At 64.3% G+C, this 16,127-nt stretch carries 17 protein-coding genes; 11 read left to right on the forward strand and 6 right to left on the reverse strand.

Annotated elements, in window-relative coordinates:
• Positions 1–10 precede the first annotated feature (10 nt).
• Both rnhA and J3456_RS07275 read left to right on the forward strand, forming a co-directional pair.
• Positions 11–475 (forward strand): ribonuclease HI, encoded by a 465-nt coding sequence (gene rnhA / locus J3456_RS07270; protein WP_120351974.1) that lies wholly within the window; start codon positions 11–13, stop codon positions 473–475.
• Positions 472–1,095: a trimeric intracellular cation channel family protein gene (locus tag J3456_RS07275; protein ID WP_132443817.1), complete on the forward strand. Its 624-nt coding sequence runs from the start codon at positions 472–474 to the stop codon at positions 1,093–1,095. Before rnhA ends, J3456_RS07275 begins: the two co-directional genes overlap by 4 nt.
• A 4-nt stretch (positions 1,096–1,099) precedes the next feature.
• Here the strand turns inward: J3456_RS07275 and fmt are convergent, their stop codons facing one another.
• From fmt to def (J3456_RS07295), 4 genes are read right to left on the reverse strand one after another with little or no spacing between them, the layout of a single operon-like run.
• Positions 1,100–2,014, reverse strand: coding sequence for a methionyl-tRNA formyltransferase (gene fmt / locus J3456_RS07280; protein ID WP_349579550.1), 915 nt, complete (start codon positions 2,012–2,014; stop codon positions 1,100–1,102).
• A 36-nt stretch (positions 2,015–2,050) separates the two neighbouring features.
• The gene (def, locus tag J3456_RS07285) at positions 2,051–2,548 is read right to left on the reverse strand and encodes a peptide deformylase (RefSeq protein WP_132443819.1); all 498 of its coding nucleotides are present in this window, start codon (positions 2,546–2,548) and stop codon (positions 2,051–2,053) included.
• Positions 2,545–3,042 (reverse strand): peptide deformylase, encoded by a 498-nt coding sequence (def, locus tag J3456_RS07290; protein ID WP_349579551.1) that lies wholly within the window; start codon positions 3,040–3,042, stop codon positions 2,545–2,547. Before def (J3456_RS07290) ends, def (J3456_RS07285) begins: the two co-directional genes overlap by 4 nt.
• A complete protein-coding gene (gene def / locus J3456_RS07295) occupies positions 3,039–3,557 on the reverse strand; it encodes a peptide deformylase (protein ID WP_349579552.1) in 519 nt (172 codons plus the stop codon). The genes def (J3456_RS07290) and def (J3456_RS07295) overlap by 4 nt, the downstream gene beginning before the upstream one ends.
• A 96-nt stretch (positions 3,558–3,653) precedes the next feature.
• Here def (J3456_RS07295) and J3456_RS07300 point away from each other — a divergent pair, with 96 nt between their 5' ends.
• The gene (locus J3456_RS07300) at positions 3,654–4,823 is read left to right on the forward strand and encodes a MalY/PatB family protein (RefSeq protein WP_349579553.1); all 1,170 of its coding nucleotides are present in this window, start codon (positions 3,654–3,656) and stop codon (positions 4,821–4,823) included.
• A gap of 42 nt (positions 4,824–4,865) precedes the next feature.
• Here J3456_RS07300 and J3456_RS07305 read toward each other — a convergent pair whose 3' ends face one another.
• On the reverse strand, positions 4,866–5,222 hold the full coding sequence (locus tag J3456_RS07305; RefSeq protein WP_120352295.1) for a hypothetical protein: 357 nt from the start codon (positions 5,220–5,222) through the stop codon (positions 4,866–4,868).
• 173 nt (positions 5,223–5,395) lie between these two features.
• Here J3456_RS07305 and J3456_RS07310 point away from each other — a divergent pair, with 173 nt between their 5' ends.
• From J3456_RS07310 to mnmH, 7 genes are all read left to right on the forward strand, one after another.
• Positions 5,396–6,370 (forward strand): glutathione S-transferase family protein, encoded by a 975-nt coding sequence (locus J3456_RS07310; protein ID WP_349579554.1) that lies wholly within the window; start codon positions 5,396–5,398, stop codon positions 6,368–6,370.
• 90 nt (positions 6,371–6,460) lie between these two features.
• Positions 6,461–7,408, forward strand: a complete 948-nt coding sequence (cobD, locus tag J3456_RS07315) for a threonine-phosphate decarboxylase CobD (protein WP_349579555.1) — start codon at positions 6,461–6,463, stop codon at positions 7,406–7,408.
• Entirely contained in the window at positions 7,405–8,313 is a 909-nt protein-coding gene (gene cbiB, locus J3456_RS07320; protein WP_349579556.1) for an adenosylcobinamide-phosphate synthase CbiB, read from the forward strand. The genes cobD and cbiB overlap by 4 nt, the downstream gene beginning before the upstream one ends.
• 14 nt (positions 8,314–8,327) lie before the next feature.
• Positions 8,328–9,506, forward strand: a complete 1,179-nt coding sequence (locus J3456_RS07325; RefSeq protein WP_349579558.1) for a lytic murein transglycosylase — start codon at positions 8,328–8,330, stop codon at positions 9,504–9,506.
• Positions 9,507–9,519: 13 nt separating this feature from the next.
• Positions 9,520–9,936 carry a rhodanese-like domain-containing protein gene (locus J3456_RS07330; protein WP_349579559.1) on the forward strand — a complete coding sequence of 139 codons (417 nt, stop codon included), beginning with the start codon at positions 9,520–9,522 and terminating at the stop codon, positions 9,934–9,936.
• A 71-nt stretch (positions 9,937–10,007) separates the two neighbouring features.
• Positions 10,008–10,358, forward strand: a complete 351-nt coding sequence (locus tag J3456_RS07335; protein WP_349579560.1) for a RidA family protein — start codon at positions 10,008–10,010, stop codon at positions 10,356–10,358.
• Positions 10,359–10,411: 53 nt separating this feature from the next.
• Positions 10,412–11,467, forward strand: a complete 1,056-nt coding sequence (gene mnmH, locus J3456_RS07340; protein ID WP_349579561.1) for a tRNA 2-selenouridine(34) synthase MnmH — start codon at positions 10,412–10,414, stop codon at positions 11,465–11,467.
• Here the strand turns inward: mnmH and selD are convergent.
• The gene (gene selD / locus J3456_RS07345) at positions 11,451–13,622 is read right to left on the reverse strand and encodes a selenide, water dikinase SelD (RefSeq protein ID WP_502989496.1); all 2,172 of its coding nucleotides are present in this window, start codon (positions 13,620–13,622) and stop codon (positions 11,451–11,453) included. The two genes, mnmH and selD, sit on opposite strands and share 17 nt — an antisense overlap.
• A 290-nt stretch (positions 13,623–13,912) precedes the next feature.
• On the opposite strand from selD, the gene J3456_RS07350 reads away from it, so the two are divergent.
• A complete protein-coding gene (locus J3456_RS07350; protein WP_349579562.1) occupies positions 13,913–16,006 on the forward strand; it encodes a DEAD/DEAH box helicase in 2,094 nt (697 codons plus the stop codon).
• Positions 16,007–16,127 lie beyond the last annotated feature (121 nt).

Genomic DNA, 16,127 nt, shown 5'->3' on the forward strand with positions numbered 1-16,127 from the left:
GGGAGCCGACATGCCAGACCTTTACGCCTACACAGACGGAGCCTGCTCGGGCAATCCCGGCCCCGGTGGCTGGGGCGTGTTGATGCGCGCCATGGACGGCGACAAGATCGTCAAGGAACGCGAGTTAAAGGGCGGCGAGGCGCAGACCACCAACAACCGCATGGAATTGATGGCCGCAATCTCGGCGTTGGAATCGCTCAGCCGCGCCACTGAGATCACCATCGTGACCGACAGCAACTACGTCAAAAACGGCATCACCGGCTGGATCTTTGGCTGGAAGAAAAACGGCTGGAAAAACGCCGCCAAGAAGCCCGTCAAAAACGCCGAGCTTTGGCAGCGGCTGGATGCGGCGAACGCGCGGCATAATGTGACGTGGAAATGGGTCAAGGGCCACGCCGGCCACCCCGAAAACGAACGCGCCGATGAACTGGCCCGCGCGGGCATGGCCCCCTTCAAACCGGGCGGCAAGAAGTGAGCCTGCTGGCCCTGCTGGACTATGCCGCCGTGCTGGTCTTTGCCATCACCGGCGCGTTGGTCGCCAGCCGGGCGCAGCTTGATATCGTGGGCTTCGCCTTTATCGCCTGCCTGACCGCCGTGGGCGGCGGCACGATCCGCGACCTCCTGCTCGACCGCAATCCGATCTTTTGGATTGAAACCCCCAGTATGCTCGGCGTGGCCATCGTGGCGGCGCTGGTGGTGTTTTTCACCGCGCACCTGCTGGAAAGCCGCTTTCGCACGTTGATCTGGCTCGACAGTCTGGCACTGGCTGTCGCAGTCGCGGCGGGGGTCGGTGTGGCGATGTCCCAAGAGCAATCCGCGCCGATCATCATCGTCATGGGCATGATCACCGGCTGTATGGGCGGGCTGATGCGCGATGTGGTGGTGGGCCAATTGCCACTGGTGCTGACCCAAGGCGAACTCTACGCCACCGCGGCGCTCTCCGGTGCCGCTGTGGCCGTGCTGCTGGCGCCTTATTTCGACGGGACGCTCTACCCGCTATTGGCCTGCGCCGCCACTACTTGGGTGCTCCGCGCCGGATCGCTTTATTTCGGCTGGCACCTGCCGGTCTACAAAAGCACTCCGCCGAAAAGCTGAGCGCTTAAGCGGCGCTCAGCTTCGTGCCGACCGCGATCTGCGCGCCGCGTTGAAACACATCCGCTTCCTGCACGCCCTTGCCTGCGCGCTGCAACCGCGTGAGCCGCACCGCACCGTCGCCGCAAGCCACGCGCAGGTCATCTGACAGCACTTCACCCGCCGCGCCGGTGCCTTCGTCCAGCACCGATCCGAGCACCTTCACCCGCTGGCCGTCGTTTTCGAACCACGCCCCGGGAAAGGGCGACAGGCCCCGGATCAGGCGGTCCACCTCAACCGCCGGGCGGGACCAGTCGATCCGTGCCTCGGCCTTGTCGATCTTGGCGGCATAGGTCACGCCCTCCTCGGGCTGAGGCTGGGGAGGCAGGTCTGGCAACCGCGACAGCGCCTTGTTGATCGCCACCGCGCCCATGGCGCTCAGCCGGTCGTGCAGTTCCGCTGTGGTCTCAGCGGCGCCGATCTCCGTTTCTTCGCAGAGCAGCACGGGGCCGGTGTCCAACCCCGCTTCCATTTGCATGATGCAAACGCCGGTCTTTTCATCCCCCGCCATGATCGCACGGTGAATGGGCGCGGCCCCGCGCCAGCGCGGCAAGAGGCTTGCATGGATGTTCAGACAGCCCTGTTTCGGCGCGTCCAGAATGACCTGCGGCAAGATCAGACCGTAGGCCACGACCACCGCCGCATCTGCGTCAAGCTCGGCGAATTCTTCCTGCGGTTCGGGATGTTTAAGCGATACCGGATGCCGCACCAGCAGGCCAATCTCTTCGGCGCGTTGCTGCACCGGACTGGGGCGGGGTTTCTTGCCGCGTCCGGCGGGGCGTGGCGGCTGGCAGTAGACGGCGCAGATGTCATGCCCCGCTTGCACCAGTGCATCGAGGATCGGCACCGAAAAATCGGGCGTGCCCATGAAAATCAGTCGCATCTGTTCACTCCTGACGGACAGCACCTGTGAGGGCTGTCAGCCGTTCTGTTTACGTGCTTTGCGCAACAGCATGTCGCGCTTGGTTTTGCTGAGGTTGTCGAAATACATTTTGCCCGCCAGATGGTCGATCTGGTGTTGCACGCTGACGGCCTCAAGCCCAACGAAATCACGCTCAACCTCGGCCCCCGTCTCGTCAAGGAACCGCACCTTCACGCCGCGGGGGCGGCGGATCACGGCGCTGAAACCGGGCAGGTTCGGGCTGGCTTCCTCATAAGGGTGCAGTACGGCAGAAGCGTCTATGATCACCGGGTTCGCCAGTCGGATGCGCTTGTTGCGCGCCTCGGAGGCATCAACCACCGCGACCTGCAACATCACCCCGATCTGCGGCGCGGCAAGGCCGACGCCGGGCATGGCATCCATCGTCTCGATCATATCGTCCCAAAGGGTGCGGATTTCATCCGTCACCGCTTCAATGGGTTCGGCAGGGCTGCGCAGGCGTTTGTCGGGCCATGCAACGTAGCGGCGTAGGGTCATTGGGCGTTGAACTCCGCAATCTTGGCGGCGCGGGTGTCCGCGTCGAGGTGATCGAAGGTCACCACACCGTCAAGGTGATCCATCTCATGCTGCGCGATCAGCGCGGCGGCACCCTCAAGGCTTTGCACATAGCGGCCACCGTTCAGCCCGGTCCAAACCATCTGCACCTGCGACGGGCGCGAGACGTCGGTGCTGATGCCGGGGATGCTCAGGCAGCCTTCGGTATTGGTCACGCGCTCTTCGCCGATCTCTTGAAACATCGGGTTGATGCAGACCAGCGGGTCGGATTTGTCTTCCTTCCAGCCCGCATCCATCACGAAGATCCGCAGCATCGCGCCGACCTGCGGCCCGGCCAGACCCCGCCCGGGCGCGGCATACATCGTCTCGAGCATATCGGCCGCCAGCTTTTCGATCTCTGGCGTGATCTCTTCGATCGGCGCGCAGGTCTCGGCCAGACGCGGGTCGGGCCAGCGAAGAACCTCCAGCACGCTCATCCGCGCGCCAACTCGCGCTTCAGCTTCACCATCTTGCGGGTGATCATCTGGCGCTTCAGCGGCTTGAGGTAATCGATAAACAACTTCCCATCGAGGTGGTCGATCTCATGCTGCACACAGGTCGCCCAGAGGCCATCAAACGCCTCCTGCTGCTCTTTGCCGTCCCGGTCCAACCAGCGGACCTCAACCTCAGCCGGGCGGGTCACATCGGCGTATTGCTCAGGAATGCTCAGGCAGCCTTCCTCATAGGTGTTCAAGTCATCCGAGGAGGTCACAATCTCAGGGTTGAACATCAACAGCGGGCGCGGCGCTTCGCCCTCTTCCTTGACGCAATCGAGCACGATGACACGGCTCAGCACGCCGATCTGCGGCGCGGCAAGGCCGATGCCCGGCGCGTCATACATGGTGGTCAACATATCATCGCCCAGCACGCGCAACTCGTCGCTAAGGTCGGCGACGGGGGCTGCGGCTTTCTTGAGCCGTGGATCGGGGTGCAAAAGGATCGGGCGTTTCATCCCGCTCATTTAGGCCATGCCCGGGCATCGCGCAACCGGGGGCTTGCAGCGCCTGCGGCAGCCGTTAGCTTGGCCACAATATCAGGAGAGACCAGCATGAGCTTTGACGACATCATCGACCGGCGCGGCACCCATTGTGCGAAATGGGACAAGATGGAAGCGATCTATGGCGTGCCCGCGGACAGCGGCATCGCCATGTGGGTGGCCGACATGGATTTCCGCCCTCCGCAGGTGGTGCAGGACGCGCTTCAGGCCCAGATCGACCACGGGGTGCACGGGTATTTCGGCGACGATAGCGAATACCTCGCGGCAATTCAGTGGTGGATGGAAAACCGCCACGGCTGGAAGGTCGACGCCGATGCGATCTTTACCACGCATGGTTTGGTGAACGGCACCGCCATGTGCGTCGATGCCTTCACCCAGCCCGGCGATGGGGTGGTGCTGTTCACCCCGGTCTATCACGCCTTCGCCCGCGTGATTAATGCCGCCGAACGCCGCGTGGTGGAATGCCCGCTGACCAATGCCTCGGGCCGCTACGAGATGGATTTCGACGCCTATGACGCCCTGATGACCGGGGATGAGAAAATGGTGATCCTCTGCTCGCCGCACAACCCCGGTGGGCGTGTCTGGAGCCGCGAGGAATTGCAGGGCGTGGCCGATTTCGCCAAGCGGCATGATCTGGTGCTGGTCTCGGATGAGATTCACCACGATCTGGTGATGCCGGGGCACAAGCACATCCCCATGGCACATATTGACGGGATCGAAGACCGTCTGGTGATGATGACCGCCACGACCAAGACTTTCAACATCGCCGGCGGCCATACCGGCAATGTCATCATTCACGACCCCAAGCTGCGTCAACGCTTCGCCCAGCGCATGGCGGCTTTGGGCGTCTCGGCGAACTCTTTCGGGCTGATCATGGCAACGGCGGCCTATTCCCCCGAGGGGGCCGCTTGGGTGGATGAGCTGACCGCCTATCTGGACGGAAACCGGCAGTTGTTCGATGACGCGGTGAACGCGATTCCGGGGCTACGCTCGATGCCGCTGGAATCGACCTATCTGGCTTGGGTGGACTTTTCGGGCACTGGGATGGACCCCGCGGAGTTTCAGAAACGAGTTGAGAAAAACGCTGCCATCGCAGCCAACCACGGCGCCACCTTCGGCACGGGGGGCGAAAGCTTCCTGCGCTTCAACCTCGCCACGCCACGCGCACGGGTCGAGGAAGCTTGCGACCGGCTCGTCAAAGCCTTTAGCGATCTACAGTAATCGGAAAATGGCGCGGCGGGACTGACCCGCCGTGCCGCCCTTTCAGGCGCGGCCGTCTTCGATCAGCCCCAGTGGCGCATCGGCGGGACGCTCGAAATCAAGCGGCGGACGGTCTGCCACGGCGGTCGCGCGTTTGAACTCATAACGCATTTCGCCCGCTTCTTCCTCGCTCGCCACGATCAGACATTGGAACAGATGCAGGCTGCCATCATAGAGATCGACCAACCCGCGCAGCTTGGGCGCATCCGCCGCATCGACGGAAAAACCAGTCTTCCACATACGCAGCACCCGGTAAACATCGCCGCCCACCTCAAGCCGCAGGCGCGCGCCTTTGCGCAGGCTTGCCATACGCGCGGCATCCAGCCCCGCTTGTATTTCTTTCGACAGAAATTCTTCCATGAGCAATCCCCCCGCTGATGCCTCTAAGCTGGCGGAAAGCGTAGAAAATACAAGTTAAGATTTGATGACGTGCGGGCAGTCTGCACCTGCGCAGGGCGGCTGCGCGCCTATGAAGATGTGCAGCCCTCGCCCCCTGCCCTAGATATATCCTCAAACGCGCAAAGGAGAACAAGATGGGCCTATTGGTTGACGGAAAATGGCAAGACAAATGGTATGATACCAAATCCTCGGGCGGCAAGTTTGAGCGCGCCGCAGCGAAGTTTCGCAACTGGGTGACCGCCGATGGCAGCGCCGGCCCCAGCGGCGCCGGCGGGTTCAAGGCAGAATCGGGGCGCTATCATCTCTATGTCAGCTATGCCTGCCCTTGGGCACATCGCGCGCTGATCTTCCGCCAATTGAAGGGGCTGGAGGATCACATCGGCGTGTCGGTCGTACACCCCGACATGCTGGGCGAAGGCTGGACCTTTGATGATGACTTCCCCGGCGCCACTGGCGATACCCTCTTTGGCCTGCCCTATGCCCGCGACATCTATACCCGTGCCGATCCCAATTTCACGGGCCGCGTCACCGTGCCGATTCTTTGGGACAAAGAGCGCGAGACCATCGTCAGCAATGAATCCGCCGAAATCATCCGCATGTTCAACAGTGCCTTTGATGAGATCACCGGTAACAGCGATGACTACTACCCCACAGAGCTGCACGACCGCATCCAAGAGGTGAACGCACGCATCTATGACACGCTCAACAACGGGGTCTACAAGGCCGGTTTCGCCACCACACAAGAGGCCTATGACGCCGCCGTGCATCCGCTTTTTGACACGCTGGATTGGATCGAAGACATCCTGTCGCAAAACCGCTACCTCGCAGGTGACAAGATGACCGAGGCGGACTGGCGGCTCTTCACCACGCTGGTGCGCTTCGACAAGGTCTATCACCTGCACTTCAAGTGTAACCGCAAGCGGATCGTCGATTACCCGAATATCTGGGCCTATACGCGCGAACTCTATCAGGTGCCGGGCGTGGCCGAGACGGTGAACTTCGACCATATCGTGCGGCACTACCACTACAGCCACGACACGATTAACCCGCACCGGATCATCCCGATCAACCCGGTGCTGGATTTCGACGCGCCGCACGGGCGCGGCTGACCCCTCCTCCCCCTGCCCGCCTTGCGGAAGGCGCTTGATCGCGCAGCGCTTTTGCGCTTTCACCGCAGCAAGAACGGCAGGGGGACGAGGATGAAACAGCCAGATCAGCGCGACCACGGCGGCGGTGTCGATGCGGCAGCGGCGCGTTTCGGCGGGCAGCGGGCGGAGTGGATCGACCTGTCGACCGGGATCAATCCGCAGCCCTATCCAATCCCCGCCCTGCCTGCTGAGGCGTGGAACGCGCTCCCCGATGCGGCGGCGCAAACCGCGCTGGAGGAGGCCGCCCGCGCCTTCTGGAAGGTGCCACCGGATGCTGCGCTGCTTGCCGTGCCGGGAGCATCCTCGGCGATTGCCCGCATCCCGGCGCTCGCCCCACGCGGTACCGTGCGCATTCCAGGTCCGACTTACAATGAACATGCCGCCAGTTTCGCCGAGAACGGCTGGCAGGTGGTCGAGGCGGGCGAGACCGAGGGTGCCGTTCACGTCCACCCCAACAACCCCGACGGGCGGCTTTGGGATGCGGCAGAGGTCACCGCCCCCCTCAGCATCATCGACGAGAGCTTCTGTGACATCACCCCTGATGCCACCCTCATGGCGCAGGCCACGACACCCGGCAGGCTGATCCTCAAAAGCTTTGGCAAGTTCTGGGGGCTGGCCGGGCTGCGGCTGGGTTTTGTCATCGGCGATCCGGCTTTGGTGGCACGGCTTGGCCAGATGCTCGGCCCTTGGCCGGTAAGCGGCCCGGCTTTGCATATCGGCGCGGCGGCTTTGCGGGATGGCGCTTGGGCCGAGGCCACGCGGGCCCGGCTGGCGACTGACGCCACCCGTCTCGACACAATGATGACCGAAGCGGGGGCGCAGATCTTCGGTGGCACCCCGCTTTTCAGGCTTTATGAGGTCGACAACGCGCTAGCTTGGCAGGAACGCCTCGCCCACCATCACATCTGGACCCGCGTCTTCCCCTATAACCCACGCTGGCTGCGCCTCGGCCTGCCCCCCGCTGACGGCTGGTCGCGGTTGGAGCGGGCGCTGGCATGAGCACGGCGGCGGTCCTCGCGCTGGCCATGCTGCTCGACGCGGCCCTTGGGGAACCGGCATGGCTCTGGCGGCGCTTGCCGCATCCGGCGGTGCTGATGGGGCGGCTGATCGGCTCGGGGGATCGTCGGCTGAACCACGGCCAAACGCGGCGTGCCAAGGGCGTGGCGCTGCTGCTGGCGCTGATGATCGGGATGGCGTGCCTTGGCTGGGTGCTGAGCCTTCTAGGCCCGCTGGCCGAGATCATCATCGCCGCGATCCTGCTGGCGCAACGCTCCCTCGTTGAGCACCTGCGCGCGGTGGCGGACGGGCTGCGCCAATCGCTGCCCGCTGGCCGCCGCGCGGTGGCGATGATCGTCAGCCGCGACACTGCCGAGATGCCCCCTGACGCCGTGGCACGCTCGGCCATCGAAAGCGGCGCGGAAAACCTCAGCGATGGCATCATCGCGCCTGCCTTTTGGTTCCTGCTGGGCGGACTGCCGGGGCTGATGATCTATAAAATCGTTAACACCGCCGACAGTATGATCGGCTACCGCACCCCGCGCTATGCCGATTTCGGCTGGGCCGCGGCGCGGATGGACGATCTGCTGAACCTCGCCCCGGCACGGCTGACCGCGCTGCTCATCGCGCTCCCCGGCGGGGTGCTGCACCACTGGCGTGGCATCCGGGCGGATGCAGCGCTGCACCGCTCGCCCAACGCCGGTTGGCCGGAAGCCGCCATGGCGCGGGCCATAGGTGTGGCCCTCGCCGGTCCGCGCAGCTATGATGGCCAAGTGCAGCAGTTTCCTTGGGTGCACGGCGCGGGGGCGCGCGTCATCGGACCTCAGGAGATTGATGCGGCCATCACCCGCCTCTGGCAGGCATGGTTGGTGATGTGGGCAATCGCCCTAGTTCTGGCCTGTCTGTGACCAAGAGGATACCTATGCGCCCCACTTTTCTAGCCGCCACCCTTGCGGCCCTCACCCTTCCCGCCACCGCCTTTGCGCAAACGGCCTGTGGCGGTGATTTCTCCAGCTTTATCGCGGATGCCAAGGCCGAGGCCGTGGCAAATGGCGCCGATCCCGCCAATGCCGACCGCTTCTTTGCCGGCCTGCGCCAAGACCCCGCCGTTTTGCGCGCCGATCAGGCGCAGGGCGTGTTCCAAAAGCCTTTCATCGAATTTTCGCGCCACTTGATCTCGGAAAACCGGATCAACCGGGGCCGCGCCATGGCCGAGAAATACGACGCGGTCTTTGACCGGGTTGAATCCGAGTATGGCGTCAGCCGTGGCGTGCTACTGGCCTTCTGGGCGTTTGAGACGGATTACGGCGCGATCCAAGGCGACTTTAACACCGCCAACGCGCTGGCCACGCTGGCGCATGACTGCCGCCGCCCCGAGTTGTTCCACCCACAGCTTTTCGCCGCTCTAGAGCTTTTCGAGCGCGGTGAATTCGACCCCGCCACCACCACCGGCGCTTGGGCCGGAGAGATCGGCATGGTGCAAATGCTGCCGCGCGACATCATTGAAAACGGTGTGGACGGCGATGGCGATGGCGAAGTCTCGCTGAAAACCTCTGCCCCTGATGCGCTGCTGTCGGGTGCGAAAATGCTGCAAAGCCTTGGCTGGCGCGCGGGGGAACCTTGGCTGGCCGAAGTCACCCTGCCGCAGGATTTCGACTGGTCGCAAACCGGGCTGGAAACCTCCAAACCCGTCAGCGAATGGCAGGCTATGGGCGTATCCCCGCGAGGCGGTGCGCTGGCTGAGGGACTGACCGCCTCGGTCCTGCTGCCACAAGGGCGCGGCGGGCCTGCTTTCGTCGCCTATCCGAATTTCCGGGTTTATTTCGAGTGGAACCAGAGCTTTACCTACGTCATGACTGCCGCCTATTTCGCCACGCGGCTGGAAGGCGCGCAGGTTTATGATGCGGGCAATCCGCAACCCGGCCTCGGTGGGGAGGCGATGAAGACGCTTCAGCGCAAATTGCAATCCATGGGCTATGACGTGGGCGATGTGGATGGCATCCTCGGCTCTGGCACCCGTGCCGCCGTGCGCGCCGAGCAGGAGCGTCTGGGCATGCCCGTCGATGGCTGGCCCACACCTGATCTGCTGAACCAACTGTAAGGAGAAGACCCCGATGGCCCTCAAGAAAACCGCCGCGCAAATGGTCGCTGAGGCCCGCGCCCGGATCGAAGAGATCGACAGCGCTGAGGCCATCGCCATGCTGGACGACGAAAATGTGCAATTCGTCGACCTGCGTGATCCCCGCGAACGTGAGCGTACCGGGTTCATCCCCGGTGCGTTCCACTGCCCACGCGGCATGTTGGAGTTCTGGGTCGACCCCGACAGCCCCTACTTCAAAGAGGTCTTTGCCCAAGACAAGAAGTTCGTCTTTCACTGCGCCTCGGGCTGGCGCTCGGCCATCTCAGTCGCGACACTGCAAGACATGGGCTTTGACGCGGCGCACCTAAAGGACGGTTTTGGCGGTTGGGAAAAAGCAGGCGGCCCAAAAGAGGGCGGCCCAGAAGCAGGCGGAAAGGCTGAGAAGCCCTGACGCGCGGCCTTTGATCTGGTCTCCCTCTCGCAAAGCTGCCACAACCTTTGCAACGTCAAAGGAGAGACAGAATGACCGAGATCAAACGCCATCACACCAACACCCGCATGAGCCAAATTGTCGAGCATGGCGAAGTGATCTACCTTGCCGGTCAGGTCGGCACGGCAGGTGCGGATGTGGCCCAGCAAACCCAAGATTGCCTTGATAAGGTCGACACCCTGCTGGCCGAGGTCGGCAGCGACAAGACCCGCATCCTGCAATCGACCATCTGGCTGGCCGACATGGCCGATTTCGCGGCGATGAACGCCGTTTGGGATGCTTGGGTGCCCGAGGGCCACGCCCCCGCCCGCGCCTGCGGCGAATCCAAACTCGCCACGCCAGAATATCTCGTCGAAGTGCTGGTAATCGCGGCCAAAGCCTAAGCCATCGCCCCCCGTCCTGTCACAGGGCGTGGGGCCTTTGCCGGAACCCCCAGATGACCCCCTGCACCCTCACCGCCCTGTCGGACCTCGCCACGCTTGACGTGGACACCATCATCGACGTGCGCGCCCCGATGGAGTTTGCCGAGGATCATCTGCCTGGCGCGATCAATCTGCCCGTGCTGTCGGATGCCCAACGGGCCGAGGTCGGCACGATCTACACCCAAGTCAGCCCCTTTGACGCGCGCAAGATCGGCGGGGCGCTGGTGGCGCAGAACACGGCGCGGCATTTGCAGACGGCACTTGCGGGTAAAGACGGTGGCTGGCAACCGCTGGTTTATTGCTGGCGCGGCGGGCAGCGGTCGGGTGCGTTTTCTACGATCCTCGATCAGGTCGGCTGGCGCGTGCAACTGTTGCGCGGTGGCTATCGCAGCTATCGGCGGCTGGTGGTCGCGGCGCTCTACGACACACCCATGCCGCACCGGTTGATGCTGATCGAAGGCGGCACCGGCACGGCCAAGACGCGGCTGCTGCACCATCTAGCAAAGGCAGGCGCGCAGGTGCTGGACCTCGAAGGGCTGGCACAACATCGCGGGTCGCTTTTCGGCGCGGTGGACGGCGGCCAACCGCATCAGAAAATGTTTGAATCCCGTCTGGCCCAAGCCCTCATGCCGCTCGATCCGGAGCAGGTAACCTGGGTCGAGGCGGAAAGCAGCAAGATCGGTGACATCACCCTGCCCCCCGCCCTCTGGGCCGCGATGCGCGCAGCCCAGCGGGTTGAGATCGCCGCCCCGCTCGCCGCGCGGGCGGATTTCCTCTGTCGGGCCTATGACGACCTGACGACGGACCCTGCTTTGCTGAATGACCGCATCGACAGGCTGCGCCCCTATCACAGTGCAGATACCATCGCGGCATGGCAGAGCCAAGCCCGCGCAGGCCATTGGGCCATGCTTGCCGAAGGGCTGATCGGCCAACACTACGACCCGCGCTACGCCAAAGCCGCCAGCCGCAACCCCGCGCCGATAGAGCGGCTGACGCTCGACACACTCGACGATACCTCCTTGGCCGAGACCGCCGCCGCGCTGAACACCCGGTTTACGTCAGGCGCATAGAGGGGGCACCGGCCTCCAGCCGTCCGATGATATGGCCCGTAAGACCCGCAGCCTCTAGCCGTGCCTGCGCTGCTTCCGCCGCCGCCTCTGGCAAGGCCGCCAGCAGCCCCCCGGCAGTCTGGGGGTCGTGGAAAAGCGGGTTCACCGGGCCTGCGGCCTCTATCGGAGCATCGGCCTGATTGACCGACAATAGCGATGATGCCACCCCCTGATCCGACAGCGCCTGCGCGCCGGGGTAAATCGGCACCGCCGCGCCCCGAAGCTCTGCCGCCAGCCCCGAGGCGCGGCAAATCGCCTGCACATGGCCTGCCAAGCCAAAGCCCGTCACATCCGTCATCGCATTGGCAGCGCCCAAAATCTCTGCCTCCCGCGCCTGCGGTGTCGCCATGAGCCCGAGCGCTTTGGCCACCACCCGCCCCGACGCGCTGCCCGCCATATGCCCGGCAAGGATCACGCCAGACCCAATGGGCCGGGTCAGCATCAACACATCCCCTGGCTGCGCGCCGCCGACACCGATGGGCATGTCCGCCCGCGTGCCGGTGACCGTAAACCCAATGGTCAGTTCCGCGCCCATGGTCGTATGGCCGCCCACAATCTGCGCCCCTGCCGCCGCCATTACATCTTGCGCGGCCGCCGCGATCTCTCGCAACGTGCGGGCCTGCAATGCGGGCGACATGCGCGGCAGGATGATCGAACTCAGCGCCACCTGCGGCTTGGCCCCCATGGCCCAGACATCGCCCAAGGCATGGACCGCTGCGATCCGCGTCATCAGCGCCGGGTCTTCGATGAAGCCGCGCAGGTGATCCGTGCTCATCACCTGAAAGCCACCGCCCGGTTGGCGCAGCACCGCCGCATCATCCCCCGCCCCGGTGACGACATCGCCGGAGATTGGCCCCTGCACCTTTGCCAAAAGATCGCCCAGCACCGCGCCGCCCACCTTTGCGCCGCAACCGCCACAAAGCGGCTTGCCCGCCAGCGCCTCTTCCACGCCCGAGGCCGTCGGACCCGACAGCGCATTGCCCTTCATTTCGGGCAGGTCATCAAGCTGATCCATGAACTTGCGATCAATGCGGTCCTTCCACTGCCAAAGCAGCGCCCCGCCAAGGGCCAGCCCGTTCCGCTCAGCCACGGCGGATTTCCCCCCGAGCGAGATCAGCTTGAGATAGTGCCGCTGCGGTTTGAACGCCTGCCGTGCCCCGCCGCTTAGCGCCGCGCGCAGGTTGTCATGCAGCACCGGTGCTGCCCGCACGGCGAAAACCCCGGCCTTGGGGCGCGGCGTGGCCTCCATATGCGCGCAATCGCCCACGGCAAAGAGTGCCGCATCATCCACCACCCCCAGATCCGTGCCGACACGGATAAAGCCCTCATGCAGCGGCAAATCGGTTTGCCTGAGCCATTCATGCGGCACCGCCCCCGCAGCGCCCACACAAAGCGCAGCCGAAATCGGCGCGCCACCCGCCAAGATCACCTGCCGATCGGTGATGCGCGTGACCTTGGCATCAAGCGCAAGGGCCACCCCCAAATCCGCCATATGCCGCCGCACCATGGCCGCGGTCCGGGGCGCCATGCCGGAGAGTTCTGGCCCATGTTCCACCACCGTCACGGCAGGCTGCACACCCGCCTGCCGCAGCGCAAAAGCCATCGCCATGGCAAGCTCACAGCCCGCAACACCGCCACCGATCACCGCCACCGCGGGCGGTTGCTCTCCTGCTTTGACCGCCGCCAGAAAATCACGCCAGCGCGCGGCATAGACATCAAGCGGCTTGGCCCCGACCGCGTATTGCGCAAACCCCGGCAGGTCCATCTTGGCCGTGATCCCTATGTCGATTGAGGCCACGTCATAGGCCACGGCCCCATGCCCTTCGACCGTGAACGCGCGGGCCGCGCGGTCAATCCCCGTCGCCGCCCCAAGGATCAGCCGCGCCCCGGCGTGGCGGCATAGGCGCATCAGGTCGATCTCCAATTCATCCCGCCCGTAGTACCCGGCGATATGGCCGGGCAGCATGCCGGTATAGGGCGCGGTGGGGCCGGGGTTGATGACCGTGAGCCGCGCGCCGGGCAGCGGGTCCATCCCCCATTTGCGCAGCACCAGCGCATGGGCGTGCCCGCCGCCCACCAGCACCAGATCTCGCGTCAGGGGCAGATCGCTTTGCACCAGATTGCCTCACTCTCTCTTTCAGCTTTGGTTATAGCTAACCGAAGCTGCCCGGCCGCGCCATTGGCCTGACCGAGATGTGAGCGGATCGGACCAGAGCGAAAATGGCATTTCCCCGCCCATTCGGGCCTCCAAACCCGCCAAACAGGTAAAAAGGGTGACAATTCGCCCAAAAACCCCCATGTACATTCCATCCCCGACCCTCTACCGACGGTCGGATTCCTTTGCCGTGGCTGGTAGCACCCCACGTGCCCGCCCCCCGCACAAACGTTCAAGACAGGACAGCCTTCGTGATCCAGACTATTGCCGATGCCCTTGCCCAACAGGGTTATGAAACACTTACCGCCGTACAGGAGGCCGTCACAGACCCCGCGCTGAACGATCAAGACCTTCTGGTTTCCGCCCAAACCGGGTCGGGCAAGACGGTGGGCTTTGGCCTCGCCATCGCGCCGACACTCTTGGGGGAAGACACCCATTTCGGCCAAGCAGGCGCACCGCTGGCGCTGATTATCGCGCCGACCCGCGAATTGGCCATGCAGGTCAGCCGCGAGCTGACGTGGCTCTATGGCAAAGCGGGCGCGGTGGTCACCACCTGCGTCGGCGGCATGGACACCCGCACCGAGCGCCGTGCGCTTGACCGGGGCGCGCATATCGTCGTCGCCACGCCGGGCCGCCTGTGTGACCACATCAAACGCAACAACATCAACCTCGACGCGATCCGCGCCGTGGTGCTCGACGAAGCGGATGAGATGCTCGACCTCGGCTTCCGCGAAGACCTTGAGTTCATCCTCTCCGAATCCCCCGAAGAACGCCGCACGCTGCTGTTCTCGGCCACCGTGCCTGCGGCGATTGCCAAACTGGCGAAATCCTACCAGCGCGACGCGCAGCGCATCACCACTGTGAGCGAAGCCAAACAGCACAGCGATATCGAATACCGCGCGCTGAACGTGCACCCGCGTGACACTGAAAACGCAATCATCAACGTGCTGCGCTTTTATGAAGCCAAGAACGCCATCGTGTTCTGCAACACCCGCGCCGCCGTGGCGCGCCTGACCACACGGTTCACCAACCGGGGCTTTTCGGTCGTGGCGCTGTCGGGTGAGCTGACGCAATCCGAGCGGACCAACGCCCTGCAAGCGCTGCGCGACGGGCGGGCCCGCGTTTGTATCGCAACGGATGTCGCCGCACGCGGCATCGACTTGCCAAACCTTGAACTGGTGATCCACGCCGATCTGCCCAGCAACTCCGACACGCTGCTGCACCGCTCTGGCCGGACAGGCCGCGCCGGGCGCAAGGGTGTTTCCGCCCTGATCGTGCCAGGGAAACTGCGCAGCAAAGCCAACCGTCTGATCGGCGGCGCGAAGCTGAAAGTGGAATGGGCGGCACCGCCCTCTGCCGCCGAAGTAAACGCTGCGGATGAGGCCCGTCTGCTGGCCGATCCCGCATGGTCCGACCCGATTCCCGAAGACGCCGAAGGTTTTGTCGCCAATCTGGTTGAGCAATTCAGTGCCGAGCAACTGGCCACTGCCTTCGTCAACCTCTACCGCGCCCGCCAATCCGCGCCGGAAGAGCTGGCAGAACCCGGTGCGCCCGGCGACGACAAACCGCGCCCGGCCTTTGGTAAATCGGTCTGGTTCTCGATCTCGACCGGCCGCAATGACGGGGCCGAGCCGCGCACGCTGCTGCCGATGCTTTGCCGTCGCGGCGATCTGACCAAAGACGACATCGGCGCGATCCGTGTGCAGGGCAGCCACAGCTTTGTCGAAGTGCTGGAAACCTCTGTCCCCGGCCTGCTGAGCGCACTTGGCGGTGACATGAAGCTGGAAGAAGGCGCGGTGTTGACGCAGCTCGACAAAGCCCCCGATCTGGCCCGTGGCCCAAAGCCTGCAGGCAAACGTGGCCCCAAGCCGGGTGGCGGCTACAAAGGTGACCGCGACCGTGGTCCGCGCCCGCCGCGTGACAACTACGATCCCGACGCCGCCCCCGCCCCGCGCAAACCCCGCGCCAAAGCGGCGGATGGCCCCGGTGCGGCGTCGTTCGACAAGCCCAAATACGACAAGCCCAAGTTCGACAAACCGCGCGCGCCCAAGGGCGAACGCCCGCCAAAGTCGCACAAGACCGAGCGCAGCCCGATGAAACCCGGCGCGACGCCCAAACCTAAGACTGGCGGCGAAACAACCGGCAAGCCCAAGGCGAAAGCCGTTTGGAAAAAGGAAAAGCCCGCAGGCGATGCACCGCGCAAAGGCAAGGGCAAGCCGACAACCTCGGCCACCACGCCGGGAGGCGAGAAGTCCTACAAGCGGGCGTCGGACCCGTCCAAACGCTTCACCCCGCCGAATAAGATCGGCAAGCAGGGCGGCAAGGGCGGCCCGAAATCGAAGTAAACTCGAACGCCGGGGCACCACCCCGGCGTTTTCTTTAAGGCCCCGGACATTTTAAAAAAGTCCGGTTCGATTCCTTTAAAAGAAATCGGCACCTCCGGCTGGCCTTAAGGAACAAACCCAT

This window comes from Sulfitobacter sp. NFXS29, assembly GCF_040148765.1.
Taxonomy (GTDB): domain Bacteria; phylum Pseudomonadota; class Alphaproteobacteria; order Rhodobacterales; family Rhodobacteraceae; genus Sulfitobacter.

Coding starts and splice junctions, on each gene's coding strand:
- rnhA (WP_120351974.1), top strand. CDS start 11: ATGCCAGACCTTTACGCCTACACAGACGGAGCCTGCTCGGGCAATCCC.
- fmt (WP_349579550.1), bottom strand. CDS start 2,014: ATGCGACTGATTTTCATGGGCACGCCCGATTTTTCGGTGCCGATCCTC.
- def (WP_132443819.1), bottom strand. CDS start 2,548: ATGACCCTACGCCGCTACGTTGCATGGCCCGACAAACGCCTGCGCAGC.
- def (WP_349579551.1), bottom strand. CDS start 3,042: ATGAGCGTGCTGGAGGTTCTTCGCTGGCCCGACCCGCGTCTGGCCGAG.
- def (WP_349579552.1), bottom strand. CDS start 3,557: ATGAAACGCCCGATCCTTTTGCACCCCGATCCACGGCTCAAGAAAGCC.
- J3456_RS07300 (WP_349579553.1), top strand. CDS start 3,654: ATGAGCTTTGACGACATCATCGACCGGCGCGGCACCCATTGTGCGAAA.
- J3456_RS07305 (WP_120352295.1), bottom strand. CDS start 5,222: ATGGAAGAATTTCTGTCGAAAGAAATACAAGCGGGGCTGGATGCCGCG.
- J3456_RS07310 (WP_349579554.1), top strand. CDS start 5,396: ATGGGCCTATTGGTTGACGGAAAATGGCAAGACAAATGGTATGATACC.
- cobD (WP_349579555.1), top strand. CDS start 6,461: ATGAAACAGCCAGATCAGCGCGACCACGGCGGCGGTGTCGATGCGGCA.
- cbiB (WP_349579556.1), top strand. CDS start 7,405: ATGAGCACGGCGGCGGTCCTCGCGCTGGCCATGCTGCTCGACGCGGCC.
- J3456_RS07325 (WP_349579558.1), top strand. CDS start 8,328: ATGCGCCCCACTTTTCTAGCCGCCACCCTTGCGGCCCTCACCCTTCCC.
- J3456_RS07330 (WP_349579559.1), top strand. CDS start 9,520: ATGGCCCTCAAGAAAACCGCCGCGCAAATGGTCGCTGAGGCCCGCGCC.
- J3456_RS07335 (WP_349579560.1), top strand. CDS start 10,008: ATGACCGAGATCAAACGCCATCACACCAACACCCGCATGAGCCAAATT.
- mnmH (WP_349579561.1), top strand. CDS start 10,412: ATGACCCCCTGCACCCTCACCGCCCTGTCGGACCTCGCCACGCTTGAC.